This window comes from Lujinxingia vulgaris (genome assembly GCF_007997005.1).
Classification (GTDB): domain Bacteria; phylum Myxococcota_A; class Bradymonadia; order Bradymonadales; family Bradymonadaceae; genus Lujinxingia.
This window is the reverse complement of the sequence record NZ_VOSL01000126.1, coordinates 1-18,783: the sequence shown is the minus strand read 5'-3', so window position 1 is coordinate 18,783 and position 18,783 is coordinate 1. Positions and strand designations below refer to the sequence as shown.

At 67.2% G+C, this 18,783-nt stretch carries 14 protein-coding genes and 1 tRNA gene; 6 read left to right on the top strand and 9 right to left on the bottom strand.

Translation table 11 applies throughout. From position 1 onward, the window contains the following. Positions 1-976: DUF362 domain-containing protein (locus tag FRC96_RS17300; RefSeq protein WP_146976295.1), on the top strand; the 976-nt coding region annotated here is incomplete at its 5' end. Here the strand turns inward: FRC96_RS17300 and FRC96_RS17295 are convergent. Further along, the gene (locus FRC96_RS17295) at positions 953-1,246 is read right to left on the bottom strand and encodes a hypothetical protein (protein WP_146976293.1); all 294 of its coding nucleotides are present in this window, start codon (positions 1,244-1,246) and stop codon (positions 953-955) included. The genes FRC96_RS17300 and FRC96_RS17295 overlap by 24 nt on opposite strands. 65 nt (positions 1,247-1,311) lie before the next feature. Between FRC96_RS17295 and FRC96_RS17290 the strand changes: the two genes are divergently transcribed. Continuing rightward, positions 1,312-2,727 (top strand): hypothetical protein, encoded by a 1,416-nt coding sequence (locus FRC96_RS17290; RefSeq protein WP_146976292.1) that lies wholly within the window; start codon positions 1,312-1,314, stop codon positions 2,725-2,727. Positions 2,728-2,759: 32 nt separating this feature from the next. Here the strand turns inward: FRC96_RS17290 and FRC96_RS17285 are convergent, their stop codons facing one another. From FRC96_RS17285 to FRC96_RS17270, 4 genes are all read right to left on the bottom strand, one after another. After that, the gene (locus FRC96_RS17285; protein WP_146976290.1) at positions 2,760-3,263 is read right to left on the bottom strand and encodes a DUF2505 family protein; all 504 of its coding nucleotides are present in this window, start codon (positions 3,261-3,263) and stop codon (positions 2,760-2,762) included. Between the two features lie 77 nt (positions 3,264-3,340). Continuing rightward, positions 3,341-6,019 (bottom strand): VCBS repeat-containing protein, encoded by a 2,679-nt coding sequence (locus FRC96_RS17280; RefSeq protein WP_146976288.1) that lies wholly within the window; start codon positions 6,017-6,019, stop codon positions 3,341-3,343. Positions 6,020-6,142: 123 nt separating this feature from the next. Continuing rightward, a complete protein-coding gene (locus FRC96_RS17275) occupies positions 6,143-9,520 on the bottom strand; it encodes a response regulator (RefSeq protein WP_230470390.1) in 3,378 nt (1,125 codons plus the stop codon). Between the two features lie 5 nt (positions 9,521-9,525). Continuing rightward, positions 9,526-11,172 carry a Glu/Leu/Phe/Val dehydrogenase dimerization domain-containing protein gene (locus tag FRC96_RS17270; RefSeq protein WP_146976285.1) on the bottom strand — a complete coding sequence of 549 codons (1,647 nt, stop codon included), beginning with the start codon at positions 11,170-11,172 and terminating at the stop codon, positions 9,526-9,528. 262 nt (positions 11,173-11,434) lie between these two features. Here FRC96_RS17270 and FRC96_RS22405 point away from each other — a divergent pair, with 262 nt between their 5' ends. Then, positions 11,435-12,436: a helix-turn-helix domain-containing protein gene (locus tag FRC96_RS22405; protein WP_230470389.1), complete on the top strand. Its 1,002-nt coding sequence runs from the start codon at positions 11,435-11,437 to the stop codon at positions 12,434-12,436. A gap of 299 nt (positions 12,437-12,735) precedes the next feature. Next, positions 12,736-13,602, top strand: coding sequence for a hypothetical protein (locus tag FRC96_RS17260; protein ID WP_146976283.1), 867 nt, complete (start codon positions 12,736-12,738; stop codon positions 13,600-13,602). A 104-nt stretch (positions 13,603-13,706) separates the two neighbouring features. Here the strand turns inward: FRC96_RS17260 and FRC96_RS17255 are convergent, their stop codons facing one another. The 3 genes from FRC96_RS17255 to FRC96_RS17245 all read right to left on the bottom strand — a co-directional run bounded on the left by FRC96_RS17255 (position 13,707) and on the right by FRC96_RS17245 (position 16,273). Next, the gene (locus FRC96_RS17255; protein WP_230470388.1) at positions 13,707-14,852 is read right to left on the bottom strand and encodes an alpha/beta hydrolase family protein; all 1,146 of its coding nucleotides are present in this window, start codon (positions 14,850-14,852) and stop codon (positions 13,707-13,709) included. A gap of 154 nt (positions 14,853-15,006) precedes the next feature. After that, positions 15,007-15,906 carry a helix-turn-helix transcriptional regulator gene (locus FRC96_RS17250; protein WP_146976280.1) on the bottom strand — a complete coding sequence of 300 codons (900 nt, stop codon included), beginning with the start codon at positions 15,904-15,906 and terminating at the stop codon, positions 15,007-15,009. 295 nt (positions 15,907-16,201) lie between these two features. Next, a tRNA-Val gene (locus FRC96_RS17245) sits at positions 16,202-16,273 on the bottom strand. A gap of 82 nt (positions 16,274-16,355) precedes the next feature. Between FRC96_RS17245 and FRC96_RS17240 the strand changes: the two genes are divergently transcribed. Further along, positions 16,356-17,273 carry an NAD-dependent epimerase/dehydratase family protein gene (locus tag FRC96_RS17240; RefSeq protein ID WP_146976278.1) on the top strand — a complete coding sequence of 306 codons (918 nt, stop codon included), beginning with the start codon at positions 16,356-16,358 and terminating at the stop codon, positions 17,271-17,273. 219 nt (positions 17,274-17,492) lie between these two features. Then, the gene (locus FRC96_RS17235; RefSeq protein WP_230470387.1) at positions 17,493-18,659 is read left to right on the top strand and encodes a reverse transcriptase family protein; all 1,167 of its coding nucleotides are present in this window, start codon (positions 17,493-17,495) and stop codon (positions 18,657-18,659) included. On the opposite strand, the gene FRC96_RS22400 is transcribed toward FRC96_RS17235, so the two are convergent. Beyond that, a partial coding sequence (locus tag FRC96_RS22400) for a hypothetical protein (protein ID WP_230470386.1) occupies positions 18,589-18,783 on the bottom strand: 195 nt, incomplete at its 5' end. The two genes, FRC96_RS17235 and FRC96_RS22400, sit on opposite strands and share 71 nt — an antisense overlap.

The following is an 18,783-nucleotide window of genomic DNA, read 5'->3' as shown; positions in this document are numbered from 1 at the left end:
CGGCGCCTGGGTGGGGTGCGCAGCGTCCGCCCCCGCGGCGAGCCGCCGCCTGCCGCTGCGGGTGGGCGCGAGCGTTGAGGGCGCGAGCCTCCCACGCACGCCGGTGGCGCTGATCGCTGCTACCGACCGTCGGCACGCCACCGAAAAAGCGCTGGCGCTGCTCGACATCACGCTGCGAGAAAAACGCGTCTTTGTGCAGCCCACGTTGCACAGCGCCGCGCCCGCGCCTTACTCCACTCACACGCATATCCTGGCCACGCTGGCACGCCACGCGCGCTCCCGGGAGTGCCGCGATCTTGTGGTCGCGACCCGTCACTCGCTACACCCCACCGCCGCGCTCTTTCGGGCCAAACAGCTGCCGACCATGGCCCGGGAGCTCGGCTTTGACCTGCTGGCGCTCGACGAGCTCCCCTCGCACCAGTGGCGGCTCGTGCACCCCGAGCATTCGGCCTGGGAGATGGGCTTTGCGCTTCCCCGCCAGGTGATGGACGCCGACGTGTACGTGCAGCTGACCACCGCGCTCTCCGACGCCGAGGCGCCGCATCTGCGCATGGCACTTCACGGCGCGCGCGGACTCCTGGGAAGCCGCATCCCCGGCTCCGATCATAACCTGGACGAGGAGCTCGCCGCATGCGGCGACCCGATCCCCCGCCAGCTGGAGCTGGTCGAGGCGCGCACCCCGGATCTGATCCTCCTGGACGCCATCGACGTCCTCGACGCGGCGACCTCTGGCGAGCGCTGCGGCGTCTTTGTGGCCGGCCTCGATCCGCTGGCCGTCGACGCGGTGGGGCTGGCGCTCCTGCGCCGCTACCAGCCGGAAGAAGACGCAACCTCTCAGGCGATCTTCGATCATCCCCTTCTTCGGGCGGCGGCGTCACGCGGCTCAATGATCGCGTCGGCTCGCGAGATCGCGTTTCTCACCGACGAGGCCAGCGCCCCGCTGGCCGAGGAGCTAGGCGCGCGGCTCGGCATCTGAGGCGTCGGCGGCGTCGTTTGTGGACTCGCCATCCAACGCAGGGCGCCCCACTCCGAGCTGTGCATCGCGCTGGCGGGCGCGTCGCACCGCGGTCAAAAGCCCTGCCAACACCGCGACCGCCAGAGCCTTGGCGCCCCACTCGGCGGCGACCGACTCCAGCCCGCTGGCCACGGTCATCCCCACATAGAGCACGCCGAAGCTCAGCAAGATCGCGCCGATCTCCAGCGCGCGAAAGAGGTTGGGGTTTTGCTTTCTTTGATCGGCGCTCATGGGCACACTCCTGATCACGTCTGGCCTGCTGGCTCTACTGGCATCTTTCACCTGCTCGACATCGCATGCACCGCGCCCGATCACAACCTCGCACACGTATCGCAGGCCTGCTGCTCGGGATGCTCATCGCCCTGAGCGCCTGTGAGCGCGACCCGACACCCGTCGTGTCACCTCCTCCCGCCAGGAACCTCCACCTGGAGGGCGATGAGGCTGTGGCGCAGGCCATCACCCTGCACACACACGCCCTCCCGGACCTCTTCGACGCCATCGCGCAGAGCGACCGTCCGTCGCAGGATCCGCGCATCGCCGCGCTCCGAGACACCGCCTCCGAGGGCCTCGACCCCGAGCTCCGAGCGCTCCTTCAGAGCGCCGTGGCCCACTTCGACGATTCCCACCTCCACGGCGATGACGACGCCCGGCTGCGCGACTTCGCCCATCGCTGGAATCTCCGCCAGGCCGAACTGAACCTCCCCACCCGCCTGGTCCATCAGACCCGCGAACATCACGGCCATCACAGCTACGCGCCGCAGACCTTCGTCATCGAGGCTCGCCAGCTCATCGACATCAACCGTCGCCCCGTGGAGGTGGAGTGGCGCCGCCGCCTCGACCAGGGCGCGCTGGCCGGCCCGCCCACCTTCTACGCGCCAGAGGTCGGCGTGCCGGCTGTCTACACCGATCGCGCGCTGCGCACCGTGCAGGAGCACATCCTGCCGATGCTCAGTGACACCCCAAACAAGCGTCACGCCGCCCGGCGCGAGGCGCTGCGCGCCGAGCTCCGGCTGCACCTCAACGACCAGCTCGACCCGCTCCTCGCCAGCCTGCACCACCGCGAGGCGCTCGCCAGGACCGAGCGCGCCATCAACGCCGCCGGCGCCCGCTGCACCTCCCCCTTTCGCCTGCCCCCGATGCCCCCCCGAGGCTACGCACCCGAGACGCTGCAACGCCTTAAGGCACGCGCCGCAACCCTCTCAGCCAAGGGCTGCGACGTCCTCACTGCCTCCCACCTCGATGCCCTGACGTCGCATAGCCAGGCGCTCCAGCGCTCACCGGAGCTCGATCGCAGCCTGGCCGAGCTTCTGCGCCTCCTCCTCATCCAGCAGGCCGGCCTGGCCGCCACACACGCTTTGCTCGCCACATACGACGCTGGCGATAGGGCCCCCTGCTCCCATGCGTACTGCGACGGGCTCACCCTCCTGGAGCAGGCCGAGGTCGCCGCCTACCTCGGCGCCACGAGCCGTGGCGAGCTCCCCACCACCTTGATGGTGATGCTCTGCCGCGATCATCGCTACGGCAGCGCCGAGGTGGCCTCGGCCTGGCTGCGCCTTTTGCGCGACGCCGATCTTTCCTGCGACGCGCCCTGGCCCGAAGATGCGACGCAACGGCTCGCCGAGCTCGCCAGCGCGCATATTCCCGTCGCGCTCAACGTAGCGCCACACGCCCCCCCGGCGCTGGCGGACCTGCCGACGCCGCGCGCCCGCTGAGCCGCGCCTCCCCCCCACTTTGATTAAAATATTCAGGCGTTGGCCAGCCCCCGCTCCTTGACCATCTCGCGGGCGATGCGCGCGGCCTCCTCATAGGAGGACTTGATGTTCTCGGTGAGCTTGCCCTCCATCTTCTTACCCACCAGGGGGATGCGAATGACGATCTCCCCCTCAATGGTGCGCACGCAGCCCTCGCCCTTCGGGCTGACCCGGGTCACCCCCTGCGCGTCAATGCGGTCGGCGAGCACCGCGGGCTTCACCTTCCACGCCAGCTCGCCCTTTTGACGGTCCAGGGCGTTGGTCTGCTCAAACTCAAAGCTCTCGGTGCCCAGGGCTTTCGACATCACCGCGGGCATCTCCTTGAGCGAGATGCAGCGCAACCGCTTGGTTTCCACAGCGCCCTCGGTGGCGCTCTCCAGAACTTCGCGACGCACGCCGGTGGCCTCTTCGAGGCGGCGGTCAAACTCGGGATCATCAAAGATATCCCAGAGCAGGTCGGCGGGGCAGTCGAAGGCATGGGTCATCGTAAACTTCATCACACTCTCTCATACACAGGTAGTCGCAACGTCGGCGCGACCGCGCCGACTTTCAAAGACGCTCCAACACACAGACCTTATTGCACGATCGTGCACACCACGTCTTCGATGAGCACGCTGGCGTTATCGGCGTTGCAGTCGCGCACCGGCGCCTCCCCGGTCCCGTCGTCGTTGGCGACGATGAGGAAGTCGAGGCTGCGGTTATACTCCACCTCCCGCACCTCGTAGCCGAAGACAAGCTGCACGGTCCCGCCCGGAGAGATGACGCGGTCGATGGTCTCAACCTGAATCAGGCGTTCGCCCGACCCGTTGTAGATGGCCACGGGCAGCCCCGAGGGCACCGCGCTGCGGCCGAGGTTTTCAACGGTCACCGAGAAGGTGATCTCCGGCGGGCAACCCCGCGCGTCGGCCACCGCACGGGTCACCGCCACGTCGGGCGCGTTGAGCGGAACCTCGCCCTGGCGGTTGGCCCGGAAGGTGTTATGCGTCGTCCAGGGCATCTCGGGCGACGAGACAATTGCGCCGTTATCCTCAACGTTATCAATATGATAGGCGAAATGGTTCCACACCGAGCGGGTGCGCACCCAGCGGTCTTCCGGATCCTGCAACGCCACCACCCCGGCGGTGCCCGCGTCGCACCAGGCCGGGCGCTCGCCACCCCCTTCGGGGTGGCACTCCGGGTAGCGGTCGGGGCGAGCGTTGATGGGGTCGCGGCAGTCGCGGTTGAACTGATCGTTGTTTCCGGAGACCACGATGTTGGTGCGGCTGTCCCCGTTCACATCCACGATGATCGGGTACTCGCTGGAGGTGCGGTTGGTGTTGGGGAAGCGGAACTGCGGGCTGCCGGTGCTGCCATCAAAGACCATCAGCAGGCACTCATCGTTGTAGACGACCTCATTGCGGCCATCGCCCTGGAAGTCGAAGACGGAGCTGCCGGTACGGCTCGACGAGAGATCCTGGATGTAGACGCTCCACAGCACGCCGTCGCCGGTACCACCGCTTGAGGCAAGCGTCGGGCAGGCCTCGACCTCAAAGCAGTCTTCACCGCGGGTGCAGGGCGCGATCTCGGGGCGCGTGCAGCCGGGCTGGTCCTCGTCGACCGAGCCGATGCAGTCGGTATCAAAGACGGTGTAACAGCCGCTGCCGGCGATGCCGAACTCCCCGGAGCCGTCGCCGTCGAAGTCGGCCACAATCGGGCCTCCGCCGTTGCCGCCACCCGGAAGCGACGACTGGCGCAGAAGCTCACCGGACTCGGCGGCGACCACATAGACGTTGCCGTTGCCGGTGATCACAAACTCGGGCATCCCGGCGCGCTCGCCGCCCACCACGTCGCCCATCGCCGAGTACATATCCTGGCCGGTGGGGAGCTGCGCGGTGTTGCACCAGACCTCGTCCATGGTGCCGGCGTCGAGGTTGGGGCGCCACAGACAGCCCGAGCCCAGGATCTCCAGCTGGCCGTCGCCGTCGATATCGATGACGGTGGGGTAGATGTAGCCATCGCTGCGGCCGACCAGCACCGCGCCGGTGGCGCCGTCGAGCACCCGCAGGCGCGCGACGACCTCCACGGCGCCATCGCCGTCGACGTCGTAGAGCAAGGGTGAGCCCTGGGCGATGCCCGCCTCCGACTGGCGCCACAGGTAGCAGCCGTCTTCATCGGCAGCGGGGTCGGGGCAGCTCTGAAGGTCATCGACCATCGAGACCCGACCGCTCTCGGTCACGGCGATCTCATTGCGGCCGTCGCCATCGACGTCGCCCAGCGCGATCTGCGCGCCGAACTCCAGGCCGTGGGTGCTGTTGGTGTAGATCGTCTCCCCCGACTCCCCATCGAGCACCACCAGCACCGCCGAGTTGGTGGCGTTCGGGCGATAGGCGGTGAACACCGCGTTGGGCAGGCCGTCGCCGGTCACGTCAGCGACCATCGGCGTCATCATGACGTTGGCATGAAGCTGCCCGCCGACCTCAACGCCCTCCCAGCGCCAGAGCACGTCGGGCTCAAAGTCGTCGAAGTCGTACTCGAGCTCACAGACCAGATCTTCGGGGAAGTCGTCGGGCATGCAGCGGCCGAGGGCCGGGTCGCAGTACTCGCCAAAGTCACACTCCGAGAAGAAGTCGCAGCTGGCGCCGGGGGTACGGCACTCGCCAAAGACGCAGACATCGCCCTGGGGGCAGCAGATCTCAAAGTTTTCGCCGCAGAGCTCGCCCTGGCCTTCGCAGCTGGGCGCGCACTCGCCACGGGGACCGCACACCGGGTTGTCGCCCTCACAGCAGACCTCGTTGCGATCGCCGCAGTACTCCCCGGCGCAGGCGGGCACACAGGCCGGCGCGCCGTCGACTTCGCCACAGACTTCATCGTCGCCGCAGCAGGTTCCGTCGCAGTAGGTCGCACTCAGGCAGCTGCAGCGCCCGCCGATGCAGCGCTCGCCATCGGCGCAGCCCGCCTCCTCGGTGCAGAGGCAGCGGCCGACGTAGCATTGACCACTGGCGCAAGTGGTCGTCTCGGAGAAGCCCGTGCCCTCGGCGTCACAAACCTGTACCGAGTCACCGCCGATGCATTGCGACTCGCCCGGCACGCAGAGCTGCTCCTGGCAGCGCCCTTCGCTGTCGCAGTAGGAGCCCTCCTCACAGGGGGTGTCCTCATCGCAGCTTACGCACCCCTCGCCGGTGCACTGGCTCGGAGCCACATCTTCGGAGCAGGCCACACTCCACACCAACGCCGCGCCCACCAGCAGCACTCGCCACACATACCATCGCGCCATGATCGCCATCCTCAAGGAGAACATCCTGACTCACCGCACCAGGAGGGTGCGGCGCGCCTTCACATCTCAACTGCGGGCGAGAGCATAGCAAAAATCAACATCCAAGGGCCACCGCGACGACGCTTATCGAGGGGGATGGCGCGTGACGCCGGGGTGACGATTATCCCCCTGATCGTCGGGCTCCTCCTCGGCCTCATCAGCGGCGCCGTTGGACCAGGCATCCTCCGGCGCGGCGGCGCCGTTGTGGGAGGAGGTCTCTTCGCGGGAGGTGTCGGCCTCGTCGAGAAGATCCGATCGGAGCGCGGCGTTGAGCGCCGAGGTCGCCTGCACGAGCTGCTCATAGCGACGCGGCGCCTGCTCCAGCGCGTCATCCTTGCCCATCATCTCCAGCTGCTCGGCAAGCTGACCGACCTTGCGGGCCCCGAAGACCAGGGCGCTGCCTTTGATGGTATGCGCCAGCCGGCGAACCTCCCTGGCATTGCGCTGGCCCAGCGCGGCCTGAAGCTCTCGCAACCAGCCGGATGACTCCTCCACAAAGAGCTCGGCGAGTTCTTGAAGAAGGTCGTCGTCTCCGCCGGTGGAGCCGGCGGCAATCTCCGGGTCCCAGAGCTCGGAGTGGACCTGCTTCGACGAAGCGGCCTGCTCGGAGCGTTCCTTACCGTCTCTGCGTGGTGTCTCGCGCATCGTGACCTCGTCGCGATCTTCCGTCTCATCCGGTGTCACCTCATCGGGGCGCTCTCCCTCGACGGGACGCCACTTCTCGATGACGCGCATCAGCTCTTCGGGTTGCAGGGGTTTGGCCAGGTAGTCGTCCATGCCCTCGCGCAGCATGCGCTCGCGGTCCCCCTTCATCGCGTGGGCGGTCAGGGCGACGATCGGGACGCTTCGCTCGGTGGAAAGCTCAGCCTCCAGCGCGCGGATCTGGCGTGTGGCTTCAAAGCCATCGACCCGCGGCATCTGAATGTCCATCAAGATCAGGTCGTAGCGCTGCGGATCGCGCTCAAAGGCGTCAATGGCCTCCTGCCCATCGTTGGCCACCTCCACACGATGGTTTCCCCTGGCGAGCAGGCCGCGCGCTACCTTCTGGTTGACCTCGCTATCTTCCACCAACAGCACACAGAGCCCCTCGCCGGCGCGGGCCTCGACTCGGGCCTCGGAGATGTGGCTTGCCTTTTGCCCCTCCACCACGCAGCGAACCAGGGCCTCATAGAGATCGGTGGGTTTGACCGGCTTGGATAGCCTGGCGCAGAGCCGACCGACGTCTTCGCCAAGTTCGGCCTCGGCAGTCGGCCCGGAGGCGGCGCCGGCCGACGAGACCAGAATCAACGCCGGTGGACGTTGGGACGTCTCCAAGACCTCACGCGCCAGCACCAGGCCCGATTCCCGGGGCATGATCACGTCAAGGATCAGCGCGTCGAAGTCGTGCTCAGCCCCGGCGATGCGCTTGCGAGCCGTCTTCACATCCTCGACCACCTCGGCTTCAACCTTCCAGTTGGCAAGAAGGGCTCGTAGCAGTCGTCGGTTGACCGCGTTATCATCGACCACCAGCACCCGCCGCCCGGCCAGCTTCGCCTCGCCCTCTTCGCGATGCTCCTGGCTGAGCTCGAGCCGCACCGTAAAGCGAACCTCGGTGCCCACCCCCTCCTCGCTCTCCAGCTCGATATGGCCCCCCATCAAGTTGACGAGCTGAGTCGAGATGCTCAGTCCCAGCCCGGTCCCCTCGTACTCGCGGCGCGAGGAGGTATCGACCTGCTGAAAGGCTTCAAAGATGCGCTGCTGCTCCTTTTTGGGGATGCCCACCCCGGTGTCGCGCACCGCAAGCTGCACGGTGACCTGATGATCGCCACACTCCTCACAGCTTACGCGCACCTCGATCTGTCCGGACTCGGTGAACTTGATTGCGTTGCCCACCAGGTTGATGAGCACCTGGCGGAGACGATCCGGATCGCCAATCACCGCAAAGGGCACCTCGGGGCTGGCCGAATACACAAGCTCCAGCCCCTTTTGCTCGGCGCGCGTGGCGAGCACCTGCAGCGTCTCGGCGATGGTGTCGATGAGTCGGAACTCGCGGCGGTCCAGCTCCAGCTGCCCCGCCTCGATCTTGGAGAAGTCGAGGATGTCGTTGAGCAGGGCCAGAAGTCCGCGCGCGGAGCGGTCCAGAAGCGTGAGGTACTCGCGCTGCCGGGCGTTGAGATCCGTCTCGGCGAGCAGCTCAGCCATGCCGATCACGCCGTTCATCGGGGTGCGGATCTCGTGGCTCATATTGGCCAGAAAGCTGCTCTTGGCGCGGGTGGCCTCGACGGCCTCCTGGCGCGCGCGGGCCATCTCGATGGCGATGGTGCGCATCTTCTCGCGGTGCTCTCGGAGTGAGGCGGTGCGCTCTTCGACCAGGCGCTCCACCCGCTCAGTTCGCCCCAGGGAGGTGCCCACGTAGAGCACGCTCAGAAGCGTCACCAGCAACCCGCTGAAAAGAAACACGCCCGGGCTGCGGTCGGTGCGCTCGCTGACGTAGGCCTCGGTGGGGCGCGCGACCAGCGTCCACCGCGGCCCGGGAAGATCGAGGCGACGATCGTAGACCAGCCCCTGCTCGGCGGCGGTCTGTCCTCGCCAGATCACATCGCCTGGCCCGGCCTGACGTGGCGGGTCGACCGGCTGCTTAGTTGCTCCCGACCAGGCATAGACAAGCTGAGGGCCGCCCTCGGCACCTTCATCGATCAGCTCAAACTCAATGTCGATGGGCGGGCGCACCTGCATCGCTTCGGCGATCGTCGCCTGCACGTGCAGCACCGCGATTGCATAGCCTTCAAACGTTCCATCGCGATCCTCCGGGACGCTGAAGATCGGCGCAAAGAGTCCGTAGAGGATCGAGCCCGGATCTGTGCCCACAAGATCCAGCGGCCCGGCCATCACCGGCGCGTTCTGCGCGCGCGCTTTCTGCATCGCCCCGGCCGCACGGGGCACCGCCAACCAGTCCAGTCCCGGCGGCACTCTCACGTGGACGGGCCAGGAGTAGAACATCGGCGCATAAACCGGGCGCTCTCCGGCCACGCGCACCTCTTCATCTCCGGTCTGCTCCAGGATCCTGTAAGGTCGCCCCAACTCACGGGTTCCCCGGGCCTCATGACCGGCCCTGGCCGCCTGCGGAACCCGCGGCGCCCAGGCCATCAACGCCACCTGCTGGCGGCCTCGCAAAAAGGTGTCCATAAACGCGTTATACTCGCGCCGCTCCACGTCGTAGGAGCCCTGATGGAAGGCGATCACCGCCTGCAGAATCCTGCGCTTATCGACCAACCGGCGCTCCACACTGTCGGCGTAGAGCTGCGCGTCGCGATGAAACTGGCTCTGCACATGCTCGCGCTCTTTAAGCGCGAGCCACCACCAGCCCGCGGCGCTGGCCAGCACGCCGACCACTGCCACAAGGACCATCAGCCAGCGTCCCGGCCGTCGCCACCGCGGGCGAGTCGTGGCCTTGCTCGGCTCACCCGCCATCGTCTCGAGCATCCAACTCACGGGTAAAGCCCCCTCATCAACTTGGCCCGCGCCACCCGGTCCACGCCGGCGATGAGCGCGGCGGTGCGCAGATCGACGCTGAGCTCTTCCGACTGCGCCACCACCCGGCGGTAGGCTTCCTGCAGCAGCGCGCGCAAGCGCTCGTTGACCTCCGACATCGTCCACATCGTGTTCTGAATGCCCTGAACCCACTCAAAGTACGAGACGGTCACCCCGCCGGCGTTGGCCAGAAGGTCGGGGAGCACGGTGATACCCCGCTCGGTCAAGATGTCATCGGCCTCGGTGCTGGTCGGCCCGTTGGCCCCCTCGGCCACAAGCTCGCACTGCAACTTCCCGGCGTTGGACGCCGTGATCTGGTTCTCGACCGCCGCCGGCACCAGCACGTCACACTTGAGTTCGAGCAGCTCGGCGTTGGTGAGGCGATCGCCCTGCGCGTAGCCCTCCAGAGTGCCCACCTCGGCCACATGGGCGTCGAGCTTCTCCAGATCGACGCCCGTCGAATCAAAGATCCCGCCGGTATGATCGCTGACGCCGACCACCCGCACGCCCAGCTCATCGAGGTATCGGGCCGCGTGGCTGCCCACGTTGCCGTAGCCCTGCACCACCGCCGTCCGCTCATCGAGGCGCCAGCCTCGCTGACGCGCGGCCTCCTCGATCACGAAGACCACCCCGCGGCCGGTGGCTTCCTTGCGGCCGCGTGAGCCTCCCAGCACCACCGGCTTGCCCGTGACCACCGTCGGCACGGCGTGGCCGGCCTGCTCGGAGTAGGTGTCCATCATCCAGGCCATCGTCTGCTCGTTGGTCCCCAGATCCGGCGCCGGGATGTCCTTATCCGGCCCGATCACATCGATGATCTCCGAGGTGTAGCGCCGGGTCAGCCGCTGCAGCTCTTGGCGCGAGAGGGTGTCCGGCCTCACCCGTACCCCGCCCTTGGCGCCCCCAAAAGGCAGATGCATCAGGGCGCACTTCCAGGTCATCCACATCGCCAGGGCGGTCACCTCCCCGAGGTTCACATCATGGTGATAGCGCACCCCGCCCTTGGTCGGCCCCATGGTGAGCACGTGCTGCACGCGGTAGCCAAAGACCGTCTCCACCTGCCCGTAGTCGTCGCGGCGAAAAGGAAGCGTAACCACCTGAGATCTCTGAGGAAAAAGCAACCTCTGCCGCAGGTTATCATCGAGATTCATCAGCTGCGCGGCCTTTAAAAACTGCTGGTGCGCCAGGCGCAGCATCGGCGACTTCCACTCGCCGGCGCGCGCCCGCGCCCGCTCCAGCGCGTAGCGCACCGAGCGACTTAAGAGCTCGCCATTGAGCTGACTTTTGACCAGATAATCCTGCGCCCCCGACTCCACCGCCCGCACCGCCAGCTGCATGTCATCGAGCCCGGTCAGGATCACAATCGGCGTGGGCTCCACGCGCCCCTTCACTTTTAGAAAGGTCTCGAAACCTTCGCTGTCCGGGAGCATCAAATCGAGCAGGATCACATCGGCCGGCTTCTCTTCAAAGAGCGCCAGCCCCTGATCGACCCGCTCGGCGATGCGCACCTCGAAGTTCAGCTCCAACCCCCGCTTGAGCAGGTTCTCGATCAGGCGCATATGCACCGGGTTATCTTCGATTAAGAGCACCTCCACACGATCGCTCATCGCCGCCTCCACGCTCGCTCGCCACGGGCTCCCGGCCCACACAGACTCTCGATGTGCTCCAAAGCTAAACACCTCTCGCTGCCCCCGGCGCCTAAACTGGAGCTGACCGCCCGATTGGGGTACAGTCAAGAGGTACATAATCAGTTAGGTTGACGTGTTAATGTCTTGTTTCGGTGCCCGGGGGCCGAGCGTGACGGTGTCCCCTCATGTAGATTGGGCGCCCCCACGCGACGACCCCCATCGCTGCCCAGGAGCCCGCACCATGTCTCGCGATTCCATCACCTCTTCGACCCCCATTAACCCCGATCGCACCGCCGATCGCCTGCGCCTGGATGCGCTTAACCTGCTCATCGATCGCGCCGACGCCGACGCCGCGGTCTACTTCGACGCCCGCGACGTCGAGGGGCACCTCTATCTGGGCACCAGCCTGATCGTGGGCGCGCCGAAGTTGCGCGAGCCGCTGATGGAGATGCGCGATGAGCCGCTGCCCTCGCTGCTCGAGTCGGTCATTCGCGCGCCGGCCGCCGAGGAGCGCACCCAGTTCATCACCGCTCGCCAGCGCCGCGATCTGCACTTCGTCGGCGCCGATGGCGAACTCCTGAGCATGGGCGACTGGCCCAAGCGCCTCGGCGCCTCCGACTGGCTGGGCCTGGTGGTCTACTCCGGCGCCCGCTTCGTCGGCTGGATTGGCCTGTGGCGTCTGGCCGGCCGGGGTACCTTCGCGCCCACGGCGGTTCACCACGTCAACCCCCTGGTGGCCACGCTCGAAGACATGCTCATCCGCGCCCACCGCGCCGAGCTCGAAGCCGACACCCGCTCGACCATCTACCTGCTGATGAGCCCCGACGGCGACATCCTCCACGCCAGCCCCTCGGCCCAGCCCTGGTTCCACGACGAGTACCGCGACGAGCTCTACAAGCTGACCCTTCAGCCGGGAGAGACGCCGCGTTATTTCGCCGGCATGAGCGCCCAGGTCACCCCGATGCACGCGCTGGGAAGCCCCCGCGCCTACCTCATCACGCTCAACCCGGCCGATTACCCGCGCATCGCGCCCGAGCTGGTGCTCACCCCCACCCAGATCGAGGTGGCCCGCATGGCCACCAGCGGCGCGACCGTCGATGAGATCGCGCGTCTGCTCGACCGCAGCCCGCATACCGTCAAGACCCACCTCAAGCACATCTACCGCCGCCTGGACATCTCCACCCGTGTGGAGCTCGTCGAGGTCATGGGTACCATCCCCCCCCACCAGGTGGTCGACTTCTAAGTCGCCCGCACCGCCCCGGCGCCCTTGCGCGCCGGGGCGCGGCCGGTCAGCCGGTCAGCGAGTGCGCCCTCCCTTTTTGCGCCCTTCGCGCCGGTCCACCCGCCCCCCCCTGCGGGTGATGCGCCCCCCGCGTTAGACCCGCGCGCCAAAGAAGTTGCACCACGCCGCCAAAACCACCATCATCGCGCCATCAGCTCGCATTGGCTCCAAGCCCCCACGTCGACGTCGCAACACGTCGACCCTGAGCGTTTGAGTGGCCACCCGGCCGCGTTCTACCCTCTATCTTGTGGAGATCTCTGATGAATTCCCCGACCTGGATGCTTCGTCTGCTCACCCTTGGCCTGGCCGCCGGCCTCAGCCTCACCGCCTGCGGTGGCGACGACCCCGAAGACGACACCCCCGACAGCGGACAGATCGACGCCGACGCCGGCGACAGCGGTGAGCCCGACGAAGATACCGGTGAGCCTGAGGAAGATGCCGGCGACGACACCGGTGAGCCGGGCGGTGACGATGACGCCATCGCCGACTTTGAATGGGCCGAGACGATGATGTACGTGCGCGCCTACCCCGACCGCGCGGTGGCCAACGGCAACGAAGAGGTCGACCCGGCCCAGGTCCCCGTCGAGTTCACCGCCGAGCTCGTCGCTCGTCCCACCGAGACCGACGAAGATCAGGAGCTTCCCATCACAACCGCCACCGTACGCATCGGACTTGGCGAGGAGGGCGCAAGCTCCAACGAGGACTTCACCTGGATCGACCTGACCCACCAGGGCGGCGGCGTCTACACCGCTGAGACCACCGGCACCGCCGCGGTCTACCGCGCGAGTTTTGAAGGCTCGATCCTCACCACGCGCCTCTACACCGATGAGAGCGAGCCCTACGGCCGCATCATCGCGCCGGTCGACGGCCAGACCTACCCGGCCACGGCCGATATCCCGGTGGACTTTGAGCCCATCGGCGGCACGGTCTTCGCCGTCCTCTCGCTCAACGACACCGAGATCGAGCGCTCCTCGCGCGCCGCCGATCAGGAAGAGTTTGCCATCCCCTCCAGTGAGCTGAGCGCGGGAACCCACGAGGTGAACCTGCTGCGCTTCCACCTCAGCGGCACCGAGACCGGTGGCATCGTCCGCGAGATCGAACGCTCGGTGAGCATCGTCGTCGAGTGATGACCTCATCCCGCACACGCGGGATGCGCCGACCTTAAAAAAACCGCGCCCCTCTCGGGCGCGGTTTTTTTTTGATCGTCACGTTGTCTTAAGGCGGCGCCCTCTCAGTGGCGTTGCACCCAGTCGACGATCGCCTCGACCACCCGCGGATCGAGCTGACGACCGGCCTGGTTGTAGAGAAGTCCGTGCTGCGCGTTGAGCTCCTCGCGCGCCAGGGGCTGATGCTTAAGCACATGATCGGCGTCCTCGACCAGGACGAGCTCCACGTCCACCCCCGCGCTCCGAGCGGCCTCGGCCAGCGCCCGCGCATCGAGCTCCGGGTCGACCTGCAGATCCTTGCGACCGCTCAAGATCAACACCGGCACCTCCACCTCCGCAAACGCCTCGGTCGGCGACCAGCCCAGGATCGCCTGACTGAACGCCTGGGCATCCTGGGCCTGCAACGACGCCACAAGCTGCACCACCCCGGGGTACATGCTCACCTGTGAGGCGCGCACCTTCTGGCCGGAAGCGATCGACGCCAGCGCGCGCTCCAGGTTGGCCACCTCCGTCTGCACCCGCGACGTTTCAATGCCGGCGGCCAGCAGCTGGTTTTCGATCTGCCAGGCGATCACCTCCGCGAGCGATCGCCCGGCCGTCGCCAGGAGCAAGATTCCGGCCGGCGAGTCGACCTCCTGCTGCAGGGCGCGCAGCGCGTGCGCGCCCCCCTCACTATGCCCGGCCACAAAGAGGCGCTCGGCGTCGATGGCCTCATGCGCGCTCAAGACCCCCAGCGCCCCTTCGATCTCCGCCAGGTAATCCTCCCAGCGCAGATCGCCGGGAAACGCCGTCTGCCCGGTGGCGCGTTTGTCGTAGCGCAGCACCGCGATGCCCTGCTCCCCGAGCGCCTGCGCCAGAAGACGCGCCGAGCCATTCTCGCCAGGCAAGATCGGGCTCTCCCAGTTGCGGTCGGTCGGCCCGCTGCCGGCCACCAGCACCACCGCCGGCACCCGCATCGTCTCGGAGGCCGCCACACCCTCAAAGCGGGGACGCGTCAGCGTGCCGTGCACCGTGGTGCGGGCCGCCTCAAAGCGGACCTCTTCTTCGAGCACCTCCACCACGCGCGCCTCCTCAGATTCAACCTGCCCCGGGCTCGACGGTTCGGCCGGAGCCGGGGCGTTGGCGTTACCCCCGGAGGCGCAGGATGCCCCCAGCACAACCCCCGCCACAAGCGCGCTGCTGGCCAACATCATGACCCTGCATCGATCCATAACTTCTCCCCGGCGCGCCGCGCGCGCCCTGAGCTCCATCCAACACCTCGCCACCCGCGCGCGGCCCTACGCCGCCGGGATGCCCCCCCATATTTAAGGCAACTCGCCGGTTGGCCAACCCCGTGGTGTCGATGGCGCAAGCCCCCCCGGAAGCTCAGACGAGCTCCCCGCCGCCCAGACGAGCAGCCAACTCCAGACGGCTGGCCACGCCGAGGCGCTCATACACGCTCTTGAGGTGCGTCTTGATCGTATGCGGGCTCCTGCCCATCGTGCGCGCGATCTCGCTGACCGTCGCCCCCGAGCGCGCATACTCCGCCACGCGCCGCTGCATCTCGGTGAGCGCAAAGTCCGGAGCCCGCTCCGCCCGCGGCGCGATCTCCACATGCACCAGACGCCCGGCGCCGGCATCCCCCTCCACCTCCTGTACCCTCAAGAGCCACCCCTTGAGCATCCCGGGCGACTCCCGCGGCTCAAAACACAGCTCGCCAAAACGCACCAGATCGGCCTCATCAAAGCATCCCCCCTTGAGCTCGGTGCGGTAAGCCACGCGCTCCCTGGACGCGAACACCAGGCTCAACCCGACACACGCTTCCATCATCGCATCCGTCGCTCGCCCGTAACTTCGCGCCATATCGCCCAGCCGCTCGATCTCCTGCGAGAGCGCGTCGAGCTCCGAGGGGGTGAACGTGCCCGAGCGCTTCACAAACCCCACCCAGCCTACCAGTCGATCCTCGTTAAAGATCAACGTCCGCGCCACGTCCCTGCTCCCCCCGCAGGCATCGGCGGCGGTGCGAAAACGGCGAAAGCTCTCATCGCCCGGCCGCCAGATCTCCTCGACCAGCGCCTCGTCCAACGCCTGCCCATCCTCCGGCAGGCTGCCCACAAGCGTCCCCCACCGCACCGGACGGGCCCAGCACATGCGCTCGCCAGCGAGACGAACCTCCGCAAAGACCGCACCCTGGGCCCCCACCCGCTCAGCGAGCCGCTGAAGCTCCTGGCACAACTGTCCTCTGGCCTGATGGGCATGCTCTCTCAGGTCGCTTCTCGAACTCATGATGTCACTCCGGGGGCTGGGTGGATGTTGCTTTACAAATAGTAACGCCCAGAACGCGTCATGCCAACCACGGGGTGCAACTGCCCGTAAGAGTTAATAAAGTCGTCACAAAGCCGTGTGTCCCCTCGTGATGTGATTTCGATTCAAGGTGGGTACGGACCCGAAGCGTCGCGGCAAGCCCATGTGTGCGTCTGACGCAGAGGCACTTCAACGCGAGCCCACGCAACACCCAAAACGCAAAAAGACCCCACGAACGTGGGGCCTCTTGTTGCGATTCTGACTGAACTTTTTTAAATGGGCGTACCTGGATTCGAACCAGGGACTTCTTCCGTGTGAGGGAAGCACTCTCCCGCTGAGTTATACGCCCGCGTCGGGCATTCTGAGTAACACGGGTTTGTTGAGCTGACAACACATTTTTGCCCTTCCTTTTAAAAAAATTTCGAGGAGCTATGACCCTCTCCAGAATTCTGATGGTAGGTGCCGGATACACCGGCCTTGAGATCGCACGTCAGGCCCGCGCGGCCGGCCTTGAGGTGGTGGCCACGACCTCCAACGCCGAACGCCGCGAGGCGCTCGAAGCGATGGGCGCCGAGGTCTTTGACTGGCAGGCCAGCGCCGACGCCAGCCCGCTGGGCGAGCATCTCGACGCCGACACCGCGCTGATCTACTCGGTGCCCCCCCTGGCCGAGGGCTACGCCCCGGGCAGCGAGGAGGCCCCGCCCGAGCACCTCATCCCGCTGCTCGCGACAATCGAGGTCGCGCAAAAGCAGGGCTGCACACGCTTTGTGTACCTCTCCTCGACCTCGGTCTACGGCGACTACAACGCGCAGTGGATCGATGAAGACGCCGAGCTTCGCCCCTCAAGCCCCCAGGGAAAGATGCGGCGAGACTCCGAGCTCGCCGTGCTCGGCGCCGAGGGCATTGATGGCTACACCCTGCGCATCGTCGGCATCTATGGGCCCGGGCGCACGATCCTGGGGCGCCTGGAGAGCGGGCGCTACCCCCTGGTCGACGGGGGCAAAAAGATCACCAACCGCATCCACGTCGAAGACCTCGCTCAGGCCGCGCTCGCCGCAGCGCTTCGCGCCCCCGAGGGCTCACGCGCCTACAACGTCAGCGACGGTCAGCCCACCGCAGTGCGCGATCTGGTGAGCTTTGTCTGCGAGCACACCGGCCTGCCCATGCCCGAGCCGGTGAGCATCGACGACTATGCCCGGCGGGTGCAAAACCCCGACATCGTGGCGCGCTGGACCAACAGCGCCCGGGTGAGCAACCGGCGGCTGATCGACGAGTTGAAGATCGAGCTGCGCTACCCGGACGTCTTCGCCGGCTACCGGCCGATCCTTCAGGCGCGCGACGCGGACTGAGCCGGCGCGGTGTTGGTGAGGCTCGGGCTGTGCGCATCTTTGACCCAGGGGTGAGCCACCGCGCGCGAGCCGAACATGCCGCGTGCGTTTCGCCGCGGCGGCACCATCTTCCGATCTCCTCGCCGGTTCTCCCACACTGTGGAAGAAGCGGAGCCAGAGCGTCGCAGGTCGCCTCGTGGGTGGCTCACCCCCTTTGCCCATTCGGCCCGAGGAGCGTCGATGAGCCTGTGGCAACGCTTGCGCGACTGGATTCAGCCCGAGCCTCCTGCGCTGGAGACCTCCGAGCAGGCCTCGATCTGCGAAGAGCGCGTTCCCCCCTCCCCCGGGTTTAATCGCCGGTTCACGGCCTCTCTGCGCAGCGCCGATCCCTCCCAGACCCGCCGCCGCACGCGCAGCGGACGGCTGCGGCAGCGAGGACTTCCGGTGTGGCGCTGCGACGACGACGTGGCGCGCGCGCTGGGGCTGAGCACCTCGGAGCTCTATCACTTTGCCTGCCACCGGCTGGCCGACCCGCACCTTCATTACGTGCGTTTTACCATCCCCAAACGCAGCGGGGAGCCGCGGCCGATCCTCGCCCCCAAACCCCGGCTCAAGGCCATCCAGCGCGATCTTCTGGCCCTTGTGCTCCACCGTCTTCCCGTGCACCGCGCCGCCCATGCCTTTCTGCCCGGCCGCTCCATCGCCACCAACGCCCGACCTCATCTCCAGCGCGAATTTCTCCTTACGCTCGACCTGCGCGACTTCTTCGGTGCGCTGCATGTGGGGCGAGTGCGGGGCTTTCTGCTGGCGATGGGCTACGGCTGGGAGGTCGCCTCAACGCTCGCGCTGCTATGCACCGAAGCCCCTCGCCAGGCGGTGCTCGTTCACGGAGAGCAGTTCTACACGCCCACCGCCTCGCGCAGCCTGCCCCAGGGCGCACCCACAAGCCCGATGCTGGCCAACGCCATCGCCTCGCGCCTCGACCGTCGCTTAAGCGGCCTGGCTCGCAGCCTGGGCTTACATTACACCCGCTACGCCGACGACCTGTGTTTCTCCGGCGATGATCCCACCCACATCGCTTCCCTGATGCGCCTGGCCAGCCAGATCATCACCGACGAGGGCTTTGAGATCGCCGCCGACAAGACCCGCGTTCAGCGCCGCGGCCAGCGTCAGCAAGTCACCGGCGTGGTCGTCAACCAGACCCCGGGCGCGCCGCGGGCGCGCCGACGCCGACTGCGCGCAGCCATCCACCGCTACGCCCAGGCCTGCGCCCGCGGCGAAGACGACCCCACCCGCCGCCGCCAGCTTGAGGGCGAGCTGGCCTTTATTCATATGATCAACCCCGCCCAGGCTCGCGCGCTGGCTGCAGGCCTGCCTGACGCGCCCCCTGCGGCCAGCGCGCGCTGAGCCTGCCGACCAGCTGCACAAGCTCGGCGTCGCCCTGCCCCGCCGAGAGCTCTCCGTCGAGCACCGCCTGGGCCATCAGCAACGCGTCGCGTGCGCTATCCTGGTCGCACACGCCGCGGGCCAC